Below are 13406 nucleotides of genomic sequence, written 5' to 3'. Positions count from 1 at the left end.
TACTATTTATCTAAGGTTTCTATTCTAAATCCAACATCTGTAATTCCTTTTAATTCTGTTACACCATTTACTTCAGCATTTTCTCTCATAGCATGTTTAAGGCTAACTGTGTATGAGCCAGATTCATTAAAAACAAAAGGTGTCTTATGGCCTTTAAACCACAATTTATTTTCTTTTACATCGCTAAATCCAGTCCCCAAAAATTTACCATTAGGTTCTGCCATCTTATATTGTAAAGTGTCTGTTGTTGTTTTACCATTTGGATAATTAAGTTCAACTATTAAAAATATATTGCTAAACCTGTAATCGCTATTATTTCTAAGGGTTACAAATAAATTTCTACCTGAAATAGTGTCTTTTGGGGAAAAATTAAATGAAACAATAGAGTCTTTATGCCAAGCATCATCAACAGAATAATACTCGTCAAAAATTCTATTAGAATCGCAAGAACACACTACTATTATAAGTAGTAATACACTAATTTTTTTTAGCATTGTTTCTTGGGTTTCTGTGTCGTTTTTGTTTTCCTCTATTATTTCTACGTTTAGATTTGCGTTTTGGACTATCAAAGCGTGTTAAACTATCTTGTCCCACAACGTTTTCAAATGCTACTTTAGTCTCTTCAAGAGTTAATTCTGATGTATATTCTTCTAAGCTTGCAACAGACTTGCCAGATTTATTTACACTAATAATCTCATTGGCTTGCTTAGTGGTAATCATATGCCAATTCATCCATTCACCTTCATAAGCATACCACATCATACCTTTGAAAATATCTGTTTTCTGACATACAGCAATTCCTTTTTCAGTTTTTAGTTTAATATCTGTTTTCGGAAATTCTTTTAGAGCATCTAAGTAAGCATCTAGTTCATAATTTAGACAGCACTTTAACTTTCCGCACTGACCTGCTAACTTCAAAGGATTTAATGATAGTTGTTGGTATCTCGCAGCAGATGTGCTTACAGATCTAAAATCTGTTAACCAGGTAGAACAACACAACTCTCTTCCGCAAGATCCAATTCCTCCTAAACGCGCAGCTTCTTGTCTAAAGCCAACTTGCTTCATCTCAATTCTAATCTTGAATTCTTTTGCAAACACTTTAATTAATTCTCTAAAATCTACACGCTCCTCTGCTGTGTAGTAAAATGTGGCTTTACTACCATCGCCCTGAAATTCGATATCAGAAATTTTCATTTTTAGATTAAGATCTATGGCAAACTGCCTAGCTTTAACCTTCATTGGCTCTTCTCTATCTCTAGATTTAGACCAAATATCAGTATCTCTCTGAGAGGCTTTTCTGTAGATTTTAAGTACTTTTTCAGAATCTTCTATTTCTACTTTTTTTCGTCGCATTTGTATTCTTACTAATTCTCCAGTAAGTGTTACCATGCCAATATCATGGCCAGATTTTGCTTGTGTAGCAACAATATCTCCAATGCTGAGTGTTAGATTTTCAGTATTCTTATAATACTGTTTTCTGCCGTTTTTAAAACGGACTTCAATCCCTAAAAACTTCTTCTCTCCTGAAGGTAATGACATATTAGAGAGCCAATCGAAAACCGTAAGTTTATTACAGCTATCAGATCCGCAAGTGCCATTATTTCTACATCCTTTAGGTTGTCCATCTTCAGTTGTTGCGCAACTTGTACAACTCATAGTCTTTTCTATATCTTAGTTTAGAAATGTAAAATAACATGTCTAAAATTAGGTTCATTTTAATTAAGCATTAAAGATAAAATTATTTATCGACTATTGCATTTCAAAAAATATAAGTAAAGTCACTGAATTAGAGCACCTTAATTAGTTTCTTTTTGTACTTTTATAAGAGATAAATCATAAAGATGAAGAATCTTAGACTTAAGATGCTCACTTTTTTTGTTTTTATCGATGATAATAAAAAACCAACAATCATGAAAAAAGTTACTTTATTCTTATTTGCAATTTTTACATATTCTGGTATTGCACAGGATCTTACGTCTCAAGGTGGAGCGTTTATTTTTAATGAAACAAAATCGCCTTGTTTAACTGAGGAAGCTCGATCATTAATAATTTCAGACATTCAAGCCAGTGTGGCAGACTTAGAGGCGACTAATAGGCTAGCTTTTGGTCTAGAAAATCGTGGAGGTAACGTTTTATTTAATTGGCCTGTAGAAAAAACAGATGGTTTTACCTATAATAAAGTTTGGGGAATCTCTAATTATGTTGACCATAATGCTAACTTTCCTGACCAAATTCAAGATTATAATTGTGGAACTCGTAGTTATGATCTCTCTTCTGGTTACAATCATTCTGGCGTTGATATATTTACTTGGCCTTTTGGATGGCGACAAATGGATAATGATGAGGCGGTAATCAAAGCTGCTGCTCCAGGGCAAATAATTTTTAAGCATGATGGCGAATTTGATCGTAACTGTGCAATTGCTGGTACATTGACATGGAATGCTGTTTACATTCAGCATGCAGATGGAACTGTGACTTGGTATGGCCACATGAAAAATGGGTCTGTAACTACCAAAGCCGTTGGAGAAATGGTTTCTGATGGTGAAGTTATTGGCGTTGTCGGAAGTTCTGGTTACTCTACTGGTCCTCATTTACATATGGAGACTTGGAGTGATAATACTTATACCAATCTCATTGATCCTTATTCAGGTCCATGCAATCCGCTAAATGCGAATACCAAATGGCAAAGTCAAAAACCTTATTGGGAACCTAGAATTAATGCTGTTCTAACACATAGTAATCCTCCAGTTTTTAATACTTGCCCAAACCAAGAAACGACCAATGAAAGCAATCAATTTGGAATTAATGATCCTATTGTTTTTGCTATTTACCTTGGCGATCAACAAGCTGGAACAAGTATTAATCTAAAAGTAGTTAGACCGAACAATACAGTGCTTTATGATTGGGATTTTGCCCTTACTGATACGTTTAGTGCTTCATATTGGTATTGGACATTTAATACTCTTAATATTGAGGGTGAATGGAAATGGGAAGCTACTTACGGTGGAGAAACCATAACTCATAGATTTAATTTAGGTACATTGAGCATCGAAGAACAAACCTTAGAATCTGTTCAACTTTTCCCAAATCCGTTTAATGATGTTTTACGAATAAACTCAAATATTACTATTAATTCAATACAAGTTACTGATGTATTAGGTAAGACCGTTTTAACTCGTTTAGGTTCTAACCAAACCATAAATCAAATTAACACATCTAATCTCTCTAAGGGTGTATATTTTGTAACGCTAAGAAATACGGAAAACGCATTAACAAGAACAGTTAAGATGATCAAAGAATAAAACTAGAAAATTAAAAACCCTAAATAATTATATGTTTGGGGTTTTTGATTCTTCAAAAATATTCCTTAGATCTTTTTTATATGGTAAATGATCTGCTCGTCCTTTTTTAAAGATGTCATTACTATTACCTTGACCTTTGCGTAACGCTTTTTGTTCTTCGAATGGTAAAGCATGTATTTCTTTGCAAAGGGTTGAGCAACAGTTATTCATTTCTTCTTTACAATCTTTACATTGAATAAATAATAAATGGCAAGCATCATTAGCACAATTGGTATGCGTATCAAATGGCGCACCACATTGGTGACATTGTGCTATAACATCATCACTTATACGTTCTGATCGTCTATCATCAAATACAAAGTTTTTACCAATAAATTTATTGTCTAAGCCTTTTTCATTGACCTGACGCGTATATTCAATAATACCTCCTTCTAGTTGGTAAACATTTTTAAACCCTTTATGTTTAAAATAGGCACTAGCTTTTTCACAACGAATTCCGCCAGTACAGTACATTACGAGGTTCTTATCCTCTTTATGTTCTTTTAAATCGTCTTCTATTACAGGTAAAGATTCCCTAAAGGTATCTACATCTGGAGTAATAGCGTTTTTAAAATGCCCTATTTCACTCTCATAATGATTTCGCATATCTACAAGAATGGTATTGTCGTCTTCAATTAATGAATTGAATTTGTCCGCATTAACATGGATGCCTCTGTTAGTAACATCAAAAGTATTATCATTAAGACCATCGGCAACAATTTTATCTCTAACTTTAATCTTCAGTTTTAAGAAAGACATATTGTCTTGTTCTATAGCAATATTTAATCTAATGCCTTTAAGAAAATTAATGGTGTCAAGGTAGGTTTTAAAGGCTTCAAAATGTTCAGCAGGTAAGGATAGCTGACCATTAATACCTTCATTTGCTACATAGATTCTTCCGAGAACATCTAATGCGTTCCAGTTTAAAAATAAAGTGTCTCTAAATTCTTGTGGATTTTGAATATGCGCATATTGATAAAACGACAATGTAAGACGGTCTTTGCCAGCCTTTTTAATTAATTCTGCTCGTTCTTCAGCGCTTAATGTATTGTACAGTTGCATGCTATACTAATAATTTAAGGTTATCGAATACTATCACAGCTATTCTGTGAACAGACAAAGGTAATATTTTGATTTATTTTTTTAAGTAACGCTCATAAAAAAAGCACTTTATATACTAAAGTGCTTTTTTAGACTAACTCGTTATTTATATTTATTTAGATAATATTTAAATACAAAAAACGAGCTAACCACCATCGGCTTTACAGCTACTGATTATTAAAACAGCAACCGTAACACCTAATGCTTTTGTAAAAATGAATATTCTTAAAAACCTCATCTAACTATTTCAGTAGTATATTAATGTTACAGATGGGATTCAATAGCAATATTTTCACAAAATGGGTGTAATAATAGTTCTTTTTCATAGCAAGAATTCCCAACTCTTATTTAGTAGATGCAGAAAGTGCAAAAAGGTTGCGTCGCAAAATTGTAGAACCATAAAAGTTGTAGTATTTTAGCAGACAGTTGAACATAAAAGATTGATATATGAGTAGTGAAAAAGATGCTAAATTAAAAGCTTTAAAGCTTACTTTAGATAAATTAGACAAAGCTTACGGAAAAGGCACAGTCATGAAAATGAGTGATGCTGCTATTGAAGATGTTGATGCAATTTCTTCTGGCTCCTTAGGTCTAGATATTGCATTAGGAGTTGGTGGTTATCCAAGAGGCCGAGTTATTGAAATTTATGGGCCTGAATCCTCTGGTAAAACTACATTAACACTGCATGCTATTGCTGAAGCCCAAAAAGCTGGAGGTATTGCAGCATTTATTGATGCAGAACATGCTTTTGACCGCTTTTATGCTGAAAAGTTAGGTGTAGATATTGACAATCTCATCATCTCTCAACCTGATCATGGTGAACAGGCTTTAGAAATTGCTGATAATTTAGTACGCTCTGGCGCTATTGATATCGTAGTCATAGATTCTGTTGCTGCCTTAACGCCAAAGAGTGAAATTGAAGGCGAGATGGGAGACTCTAAGATGGGATTACATGCACGTTTAATGTCTCAAGCCTTAAGAAAACTAACAGCATCCATTAGTAAAACTAATTGTACGATGATTTTCATTAACCAATTGCGTGAAAAAATTGGAGTTATGTTTGGAAATCCCGAAACAACAACTGGTGGAAACGCACTTAAATTTTATGCTTCAGTACGATTAGATATTAGACGTTCTACCCAAATAAAAAACAGTGAAAGTACTGTTATGGGAAATAAAACTAGAGTTAAAGTTGTTAAAAACAAAGTAGCACCTCCTTTTAGAACAGCAGAATTTGATATTATGTATGGCGAAGGTATTTCAAAAGTAGGTGAAATTTTAGATATTGCTGTTGAACAAGAAATTATAAAAAAGAGTGGCTCATGGTTTAGCTATGCAGATACTAAACTAGGACAAGGCCGAGATGCTGTAAAAGCGCTTATCAAAGAAAATCCAGATTTAATGGACGAATTAGAAGAAAAAGTAAGAGCTTCTATTTAGTTTAAATAGCTGATTATCAAATAATAAAAAAATCCTGAAAAATTTTTCAGGATTTTTTTATTTTTTTAACGCAACCTTTTTATACTTTTTGCATCTATTAATAAATTATAATTTTTACCCAATGAAAAAACTATTGTTTTTAGCATTACTATGTTTCAGTATTATATCGTGTGATATTAATGGTGATAGTAATCCACCTAATTTTGTAACTGAATTTATGCCAATTCAGAGTGTTGATGTACCTGATGAATTTATGGTTGGTGAAACCTACACTATTACAGCGCGTTATTTTAGACCAGATGATTGTTATGAATTTAGTGATTTTTTCATCTCTACTTCTATTAACGAAACAACGGTTGCTGTAATAAATAATGTGTTTTTAGATGGTCCCTGTAATACTCTAAATGATTTAGAAGAAGAAAGTTTTGACTTTATAGTATTATCAAATCAAACCTATGTTTTTAATTTTTGGCAAGGTGTAGACGAAAGTGGTGAAGATGTTTATTTAACTATAAATGTACCTGTTGTAGAGTAAAAAATTAATTAAACCATCATAATTTGAGTTTAGAACAACTCATAACAAATTGTAAGAAAAATGATGCTCGAGCTCAAAGTCAGATATACAAATTGTTTGCTAACAAATTGTTTTCGCTTTGTCTTAAGTATTCAAAAAATTATGTGGAAGCAGAAGATAATCTGCAAGATACTTTTGTAACGATTTTTAATAAAATAAATCAATACAAAGGCAAAGGTTCTTTAGAAGGCTGGATGAAACGTATTGCTGTAAATACAGCTTTACAACGTTATAGAACAGCTGGTGTTTTTGATATTGTTAATGAAGATCAGATAGAAGATGTAACTGTTGATATTGATGATGACGATGTATCTATAGATTTTCTATTAAAGATTATACAAGAACTACCAGATCGTTACAGGTTAGTTTTTAATCTCTATGCATTAGATGGCTATTCTCACAAAGAGATTGCTGAAATGTTAGAAATTTCATCAGGAACCTCAAAATCTAATCTTGCTAGAGCAAGATTGATATTAAAAGATAAAATAGAACAGTTTAAAGCGACATTAAGTTCGCAATACTTATAATGAGTGATAAAAAAAATATAGACAGATTATTTCAGGAGAAGCTCAAAGATTTTGAAGCTACTCCTAGTGATGCTGTATGGGAAAACATTCATAATACACTTCATAATAAAAAGAATAAAAAGCGAAGAGTTATTCCTATCTGGTGGCAGCTTGGAGGAGTAGCTGCTACATTATTATTGATACTTACAATTTCTGGAGTATTTAATTCAAATACTGATTCTAAATCAGATTCTATTAAAACTGTTGTTGACAATACCGAAAACACAAATAACACTGTAGTTTCTAATGGGTCCGAAAAAAATAATGATAACAATAATGACATTGCACCTGTTTATAACCCAGAAGAGTTTGGAGTTGAAAACAAGTCTAACGACCCTACAAGCAACTTAAATAAAGCATCTGATGAAACGAAATCATCTTATGCCTCAACTATTAATACTAAAAATACACCAATCTATTCTAAAGAGAATAAGAATACTTCTATTACCAAAACTACTGTAAAAGAAGCTATTGCTTCAGCTAAAGAAGATTCTAATAAACTTAATGACCAAACTCAGCAAAGCAATTCTAATATAATTAAAAACAAACTAAACGAGCTTTTAAAAACTGACACAAAAGGTTCTAAAGTCGTTTCAACTGGTTCTGAAAATAATGACAATATTCAAAAAACCGACTCTGTAAACGCTATTACCTCTATTGCACTCAATGAGGACAAAAATCTCAAAGAGAACGCTTTAGAAAATGCTATAGCTAAGGCTAATGATGAACAACAAAATGAAAAAGAAGAAGAGTTAAAAAACAGGTGGAGCGTTTCGCCAAATGTTGCACCTGTTTATTTCAATACCTTAGGTAATGGTTCGTCAATTCACAATCAATTTAATGATAATATAAAATCTGGTGATGTTAACATGAGTTATGGTATTACAGGTTCATATGCCATAAATGACAAGCTTAAAGTGCGTGCTGGATTAAACAAGGTTGATCTCGGTTACAGTACAAATGATGTTATTTTTTATAATAACCCAGAAACTGTTTTAGGTTTAAGTTTAAACACACCTCAAAGTGACAATACGCGTATTCAAAATATAAATTATAGAAGCGAATCTGCAAATGTTTCATTTATAAGTGCATCATCCCTTAGTTTAAATAATACTCCAGAGATTATTAAAGAAAATTCTTTAGCATCATTAGATCAACAATTTGGGTTTATCGAAATCCCTGTTGAGTTAGAGTATACTGTTTTAGATAAGCGTCTAGGCATTAACTTAATAGGTGGGTTTAGTACTATGTTTTTAAGTAATAATGAAATCTATGTATTATCTAATAGTGGTGATCGCACATTAATTGGAGAAGCAAACAATATAAATGATATGAGCTATAGTGCCAATTTTGGTATTGGTTTAAACTATGGGCTTTCAGATAAGTTTAATATTAATCTCGAACCTATGTTCAAGTATCAGATCAATACGTTTAATAATACCACAGGTAATTTTCAGCCTTATTTTATTGGCGTATACACAGGCTTAAGTTTTAAGTTTTAGGTTTTTTTAGTTGGTTAGATTAGTTATTGCAAACTCAAGCAATGATTATGTTTTTAAAAGCTACTCTGTGCCAGAGTAGCTTTTAATTTTTTTGATAGGTAAGTAGTTGATTTTTAATAAGAGTTCTTGTTTCTGAATTTAAACCTTTTGTATCCTCTATAATTAAATCATCTGTTGGTAAAAATTTATGGATTTTCACTCGCATTCTTCCTGGTCCACCACTAAAAAAAGTGTACGAGAAACGTTTTTTATTATCTGCAAATGTTATAGGTACTATTGGGATTTTATGATTAATAGCCATCCTAAAAGCTCCATCCTTAAATTCATCTAATATTACCGTTTCATCTGGCACTCCACCTTCTGGAAAAATACAGATACTTAAGCCTTGTTTTAATCGTCGTTGCGCTCTTAAAAATACAGCTTGCCTGCTTTTAGCACTGCTACGATCTACTAGAATGCTCGTCCGTTTATAAAAGAAACCGAATAATGGAATTTTAGAAAGTTCCTTTTTACCAACAAAAACAAAAGGGTTTTTTAAAGTTACTAGCATCAACATAATGTCTGTCATTGAGGTATGATTAGCAACAAACATGTAACTCTTTTTAGGTTCTGGATTTTGCTCTCGTTCAATCTTCCAAACAAAACCCATGCCTATTAAAATAAAACGAGCCCATATTCTGGCAACTTTAAAAAACTGAGGATACCAAGTTTCTTTTAAAATTAAAATTAAAAGAATCGGAAATAGAATAATAATAGGGATAGCAACAAGGACATAAAACCAAATGCGATAAAAAAGCCAGAATATGTATAGTAATGGTTTCAAGACCACCAAAACTAAGTAAATAGTTCTACTAAAAAAATTATCTTTGTTTTCGATTTTAAATTAAGTTTAACTTAAAAGAGATTCTCACTTTTGTGGGAAGTTACCATGGCAAGAATACTCACAGGCATACAAAGTACAGGAACACCACATTTAGGAAATCTTTTAGGTGCAATTATACCAGCGATTGAAGCGTCTAAAAATCCAGAAAACGATTCGTTTTTATTTATTGCAGATTTACATTCCTTAACACAGATTAAAGCTGCAGAAACGCTCAAGCAAAATACGTATTCTACTGCTGCTGCTTGGTTAGCTTTTGGATTAGATGTTGATAAAACCGTGTTTTATAGACAGAGTGATATACCTCAAGTTACTGAACTTTCCTGGTATTTAAGTTGTTTCTTTCCTTACCAACGTTTAACATTGGCTCATAGTTTTAAAGATAAAGCTGATAGATTAGAAGATGTAAATGCTGGACTATTTACCTATCCTATGCTTATGGCTGCAGATATATTATTATATGATGCCAATATCATACCTGTTGGAAAAGATCAGTTACAACATATTGAAATGACACGCGATGTTGCTTCACGCTTTCATGCTAAAATTGGAAGTGAGGTATTTGTGCTACCTGAAGCTCAAATTCAAGAGCACACTAAATTGGTGCCTGGAACTGATGGTGATAAAATGAGTAAAAGTAAGGGTAACACTATAGATATATTCTTGCCAGAAAAAAAATTACGTAAGCAAATTATGAGTATAAAAACAGATAGCACAGCCTTAGAAGATCCTAAAGATTGGAAAACTTGTAATTGTTTTGCACTTTATAATTTAATGGCATCTGAAGCTCAAATTGTAGATATGAAACGTAATTACGAAACTGGTGGTTATGGCTATGGCCATGCTAAACAAGCGCTTTATGAATTAATTCTTGAAAAATATTCAGATCAACGTGAGCGCTACAATTACTATATGGATAACCTCAGCGAGTTGGATAAAGCTCTTGCTATTGGAGCAGAAAAAGGTAGTATTATAGCTAACAATGTTCTAAAAAGAGTTAGAACTAAAATTGGGTATTAAATAAGCTCAAATAACTTTCCAGGTAAAGGTCTAACGAGACCTTTAAGTTCTAAATTTAATAAAATACTAGCCACTTTAAAGGTTGGGAGTTGGCAATCTAAAGCAATAACATCTAGTAGTTCTTTACCATTAGTTTCTAAAACTTTGTACACCTGTTTTTCCTCGTCATTTAAGTCTATAAAAAGTTGTTTTTGAACCACTGGTTTTACGTGTTCCTCTAATTGCCAATTTAACAAATATGGAATGTCCAAAGAACTCGATAATAAATGTGCTTTTTGAAACTTAATTAGATTATTACAACCAACACTTTGGCTATCAGTAATTCTACCTGGAACAGCAAACACTTCTCTATCATAAGAATTGGCAATATCTGCAGTAACTAAACTACCACCTTTTTCTGCAGACTCAATAACTACTGTCGCTTCACTTAAACCAGCAATGATTCTATTTCGTTTTAAAAAGTTATTGCGATCAAAAGGATCTGAACTCCAAAAATCAGTGAAAAATCCGCCATGACGTTCAACATCTGCAACATATTTTTTATGCACTTTAGGATAAATTTGATTGAGTCCATGAGCTAAACAACCTATGGTTTGCAAGTTGTGTTTAAGAGCTGCTTTCTGCGCAGTAATATCTGTTCCGTAAGCAAACCCAGACACTATTACAGGATTAAAAGGTGCTAGTTGTTCAATTAGTTGTTCACAGAAGGCAATCCCTTTGGTTGTAATCTTACGTGCTCCAACAACACTAATAATTCTTTTGTTTTCTAAATTTATATTGCCAGATTGAAATAATAAAATAGGACTATCTATACAATGCTTTAAACGTTCTGGATAATTTGGATCTTCAAAATATAAACAGCTAATAGCATTGTTTTTTATAAACTTTAGTTCTTCCTCAGCTTCTTTTAAATGTGATATATCAAACAAACCTTTAATTGTAAGAGTTCCAATACCATCAATTTTTAATAAACGAGTTGTATCTTCTTTAAGCACAGCTTCAGCAGAACCACAATGAGCAATAAGCCTTTTAGCGGTTAATGCACCTATTTTTGGCACATGTTGTAAAGCTAAAGTGTACAACAATTCGGTTTCTGTCATTTTAAAACTTTGAAAATCAGTTTACAATTTCGGAAAAATTGTGCTGTTAATAACTAAACGCTGTTCTATTTTAATCGAATTCAAATATTTTTATCTTTGTTTTTATGCAATTAGATACTTACATCAGTGACTTACTATACAGATACGATTGTGTGACTATTCCTAATTTTGGTGCGTTTTTAACACAACGTGTATCAGCCAAAATAAATGCTGAAAATCACACCTTTTTTCCTCCTAAAAAAATAGTGTCGTTTAATGAGCAATTGCAACATAATGATGGTTTATTAGCCAATTACATTGCCGACGTAGAAAAGATTCCTTTTGAGCGTGCTAAACGTAATATTGAAAAGCATGTAAAATCGGTTAAGGCTTATTTAATACAAGGTGAAACTGTATCCTACAATAATATTGGTGAGCTTATTTTAAATAGTGAAGGTAAAACTGTTTTTGAACCGTTTTACAATGTCAACTACCTAACAAATTCTTTTGGATTATCGCAGTTTGAAAAAGCGTCTGTTGCAAGAGAAGACTATAAAGTTATTGCTGAGACCGTTGAAGAGGCTATTCCGATTACTATAACTCATGAGAAACGAAAAGCTAGGCCTTATCTTAAATATGCAGCAGTAGGTTTAATTGCTTTGACCTTAGGTGGTTTGGGTTTTACTTCGTATTACAATAGTACTATTGAAGTGCACAACCAAATTGCTCAGGAAGATGCAAACGATCAGCTTGATGCTAAAGTACAGGAAGCGACTTTTATTATAGATAATCCCTTACCTGCAGCTACGTTTAAAGTGAATAAGCAAAGTGGTAATTACCATATAGTTGCTGGTGCTTTTAGAATTGAAGCTAATTCTAACAAAAAGGTGAATCAGCTTCAAGAGTTAGGTTATAAAGCTCGTAAAATAGGCGCAAATCGTTACGGACTTCATCAGGTCGTATATGCTAGTTTTGAGACGCGTTTAGAAGCGCAACAAGCTCTTCGTAATATCAGAAGAACTCACAACTCAGATGCTTGGTTACTTGTTAAAAACTTAAACAAGTAAATTATAATTTCTTTAAATTCATCTTACCTTTGCATTTCATAATTATTCTATGGAAGCTAAAACACCTAAAGCATCAAAATCTATAATGACAGACTTGGTTTTACCAAGCGAAACTAACCCTCTAAACAATCTTTTTGGAGGCGAACTATTGGCTCGTATGGATAGAGCTGCTAGTATTGCTGCTAGACGTCACTCTCGACGCATTGTGGTCACAGCCTCTGTAAACCACGTAGCATTTAATCGTTCAATTCCATTAGGAAGTGTAGTAACCATTGAGGCAAAAGTCTCAAGAGCGTTTACCTCATCTATGGAAGTGTACTTAGATGTTTGGATAGAAGATCGTGAATCTGGAGAATGTATTAAAGCTAATGAAGCTATTTATACTTTTGTTGCAGTAGATGAAACTGGTCGGCCTGTAAAAATCCCTCCAATTACTCCAGAATCTGATTTAGAAAAAGAACGTTATGAAGCTGCGTTACGTCGCAAACAACTAAGTTTGGTTTTAGCTGGTAAGATGAAACCTTCAGAAGCTTCTGAGCTCAAAGCTCTTTTTGAGTAGATCATTATTTAATTAAACCTTTTGCGCTATTGAAGGTCTTATAGTGGAACCAAATTTACAATTATGAGAACTTTAATCATTATTCTAGGCACTGTTTGTGTTATAAGCCTAAACTCTTGTGCAACTCGCGTAAGAACAACAAATGCTCAAGTCACCATTGTAAAGAAGCGACCAGCTCATTACAAAATTGTGAAAGTTAAAGGAAAACGCTACTACTTTTGGAACGGACGACACTACCAAAAAACTAAAAGAGGTTATGTGGTTGTTAGAGTATAAT

14 protein-coding genes are annotated in these 13406 nt (G+C 32.7%); 9 read left to right on the top strand and 5 right to left on the bottom strand.

Annotation, left to right across the window (positions count from 1 at the left end; all coding sequences use genetic code 11):
* Positions 1-2 precede the first annotated feature (2 nt).
* Positions 3-494 (bottom strand): gliding motility lipoprotein GldH, encoded by a 492-nt coding sequence (locus tag RM697_RS05635; RefSeq protein ID WP_311426885.1) that lies wholly within the window; start codon positions 492-494, stop codon positions 3-5.
* Positions 478-1656 carry a PSP1 domain-containing protein gene (locus RM697_RS05630; protein WP_311426884.1) on the bottom strand — a complete coding sequence of 393 codons (1179 nt, stop codon included), beginning with the start codon at positions 1654-1656 and terminating at the stop codon, positions 478-480. The genes RM697_RS05635 and RM697_RS05630 overlap by 17 nt, the downstream gene beginning before the upstream one ends.
* Positions 1657-1910: 254 nt before the next feature.
* Between RM697_RS05630 and RM697_RS05625 the strand changes: the two genes are divergently transcribed.
* A complete protein-coding gene (locus tag RM697_RS05625; protein WP_311426883.1) occupies positions 1911-3302 on the top strand; it encodes a peptidoglycan DD-metalloendopeptidase family protein in 1392 nt (463 codons plus the stop codon).
* A gap of 27 nt (positions 3303-3329) precedes the next feature.
* Here the strand turns inward: RM697_RS05625 and trhO are convergent, their stop codons facing one another.
* Complete coding sequence (gene trhO, locus RM697_RS05620) at positions 3330-4403, bottom strand: oxygen-dependent tRNA uridine(34) hydroxylase TrhO (RefSeq protein WP_311426882.1); 1074 nt, start codon at positions 4401-4403, stop codon at positions 3330-3332.
* A 486-nt stretch (positions 4404-4889) separates the two neighbouring features.
* On the opposite strand from trhO, the gene recA reads away from it, so the two are divergent.
* The 4 genes from recA to RM697_RS05600 all read left to right on the top strand — a co-directional run bounded on the left by recA (position 4890) and on the right by RM697_RS05600 (position 8524).
* Entirely contained in the window at positions 4890-5882 is a 993-nt protein-coding gene (gene recA / locus RM697_RS05615) for a recombinase RecA (RefSeq protein ID WP_311426881.1), read from the top strand.
* Between the two features lie 121 nt (positions 5883-6003).
* Positions 6004-6417 carry a hypothetical protein gene (locus tag RM697_RS05610; protein WP_311426880.1) on the top strand — a complete coding sequence of 138 codons (414 nt, stop codon included), beginning with the start codon at positions 6004-6006 and terminating at the stop codon, positions 6415-6417.
* 23 nt (positions 6418-6440) lie between these two features.
* Positions 6441-6983, top strand: a complete 543-nt coding sequence (locus RM697_RS05605; RefSeq protein ID WP_311426879.1) for an RNA polymerase sigma factor — start codon at positions 6441-6443, stop codon at positions 6981-6983.
* Positions 6983-8524 carry a hypothetical protein gene (locus RM697_RS05600; protein ID WP_311426878.1) on the top strand — a complete coding sequence of 514 codons (1542 nt, stop codon included), beginning with the start codon at positions 6983-6985 and terminating at the stop codon, positions 8522-8524. Before RM697_RS05605 ends, RM697_RS05600 begins: the two co-directional genes overlap by 1 nt.
* Before the next feature lie 82 nt (positions 8525-8606).
* Here the strand turns inward: RM697_RS05600 and RM697_RS05595 are convergent, their stop codons facing one another.
* Entirely contained in the window at positions 8607-9347 is a 741-nt protein-coding gene (locus RM697_RS05595; RefSeq protein ID WP_311426877.1) for a lysophospholipid acyltransferase family protein, read from the bottom strand.
* 105 nt (positions 9348-9452) lie between these two features.
* On the opposite strand from RM697_RS05595, the gene trpS reads away from it, so the two are divergent.
* The gene (trpS, locus tag RM697_RS05590; protein ID WP_311426876.1) at positions 9453-10424 is read left to right on the top strand and encodes a tryptophan--tRNA ligase; all 972 of its coding nucleotides are present in this window, start codon (positions 9453-9455) and stop codon (positions 10422-10424) included.
* On the opposite strand, the gene dprA is transcribed toward trpS, so the two are convergent.
* Positions 10421-11524, bottom strand: a complete 1104-nt coding sequence (dprA, locus tag RM697_RS05585) for a DNA-processing protein DprA (RefSeq protein ID WP_311426875.1) — start codon at positions 11522-11524, stop codon at positions 10421-10423. The two genes, trpS and dprA, sit on opposite strands and share 4 nt — an antisense overlap.
* 104 nt (positions 11525-11628) lie before the next feature.
* Between dprA and RM697_RS05580 the strand changes: the two genes are divergently transcribed.
* The 3 genes from RM697_RS05580 (at position 11629) to RM697_RS05570 (ending at position 13405) form a co-directional block, all read left to right on the top strand.
* Positions 11629-12570 carry an HU domain-containing protein gene (locus RM697_RS05580; protein ID WP_311426874.1) on the top strand — a complete coding sequence of 314 codons (942 nt, stop codon included), beginning with the start codon at positions 11629-11631 and terminating at the stop codon, positions 12568-12570.
* A gap of 49 nt (positions 12571-12619) precedes the next feature.
* Positions 12620-13129 (top strand): acyl-CoA thioesterase, encoded by a 510-nt coding sequence (locus RM697_RS05575; RefSeq protein WP_311426873.1) that lies wholly within the window; start codon positions 12620-12622, stop codon positions 13127-13129.
* 63 nt (positions 13130-13192) lie between these two features.
* Positions 13193-13405 (top strand): DUF6515 family protein, encoded by a 213-nt coding sequence (locus RM697_RS05570; protein ID WP_311426872.1) that lies wholly within the window; start codon positions 13193-13195, stop codon positions 13403-13405.
* Position 13406: the final 1 nt, after the last annotated feature.

The organism is Microcosmobacter mediterraneus (assembly GCF_031846265.1).
Taxonomy (GTDB): Bacteria; Bacteroidota; Bacteroidia; order Flavobacteriales; family Flavobacteriaceae; genus Microcosmobacter; species Microcosmobacter mediterraneus.
Note: the sequence above shows the minus strand (reverse complement) of the source record. Positions and strands in the feature narration are given on the sequence as shown.

What these genes read in the sequence shown, in the direction of transcription:
- RM697_RS05570 (WP_311426872.1), top strand. Translation starts at nt 13,193, where the DNA reads ATGAGAACTTTAATCATTATTCTAGGCACTGTTTGTGTTATAAGCCTA.
- recA (WP_311426881.1), top strand. Translation starts at nt 4,890, where the DNA reads ATGAGTAGTGAAAAAGATGCTAAATTAAAAGCTTTAAAGCTTACTTTA.
- RM697_RS05580 (WP_311426874.1), top strand. Translation starts at nt 11,629, where the DNA reads ATGCAATTAGATACTTACATCAGTGACTTACTATACAGATACGATTGT.
- RM697_RS05600 (WP_311426878.1), top strand. Translation starts at nt 6,983, where the DNA reads ATGAGTGATAAAAAAAATATAGACAGATTATTTCAGGAGAAGCTCAAA.
- RM697_RS05635 (WP_311426885.1), bottom strand. Translation starts at nt 494, where the DNA reads ATGCTAAAAAAAATTAGTGTATTACTACTTATAATAGTAGTGTGTTCT.
- RM697_RS05575 (WP_311426873.1), top strand. Translation starts at nt 12,620, where the DNA reads ATGGAAGCTAAAACACCTAAAGCATCAAAATCTATAATGACAGACTTG.
- dprA (WP_311426875.1), bottom strand. Translation starts at nt 11,524, where the DNA reads ATGACAGAAACCGAATTGTTGTACACTTTAGCTTTACAACATGTGCCA.
- trpS (WP_311426876.1), top strand. Translation starts at nt 9,453, where the DNA reads ATGGCAAGAATACTCACAGGCATACAAAGTACAGGAACACCACATTTA.
- RM697_RS05625 (WP_311426883.1), top strand. Translation starts at nt 1,911, where the DNA reads ATGAAAAAAGTTACTTTATTCTTATTTGCAATTTTTACATATTCTGGT.
- trhO (WP_311426882.1), bottom strand. Translation starts at nt 4,403, where the DNA reads ATGCAACTGTACAATACATTAAGCGCTGAAGAACGAGCAGAATTAATT.
- RM697_RS05630 (WP_311426884.1), bottom strand. Translation starts at nt 1,656, where the DNA reads ATGAGTTGTACAAGTTGCGCAACAACTGAAGATGGACAACCTAAAGGA.
- RM697_RS05610 (WP_311426880.1), top strand. Translation starts at nt 6,004, where the DNA reads ATGAAAAAACTATTGTTTTTAGCATTACTATGTTTCAGTATTATATCG.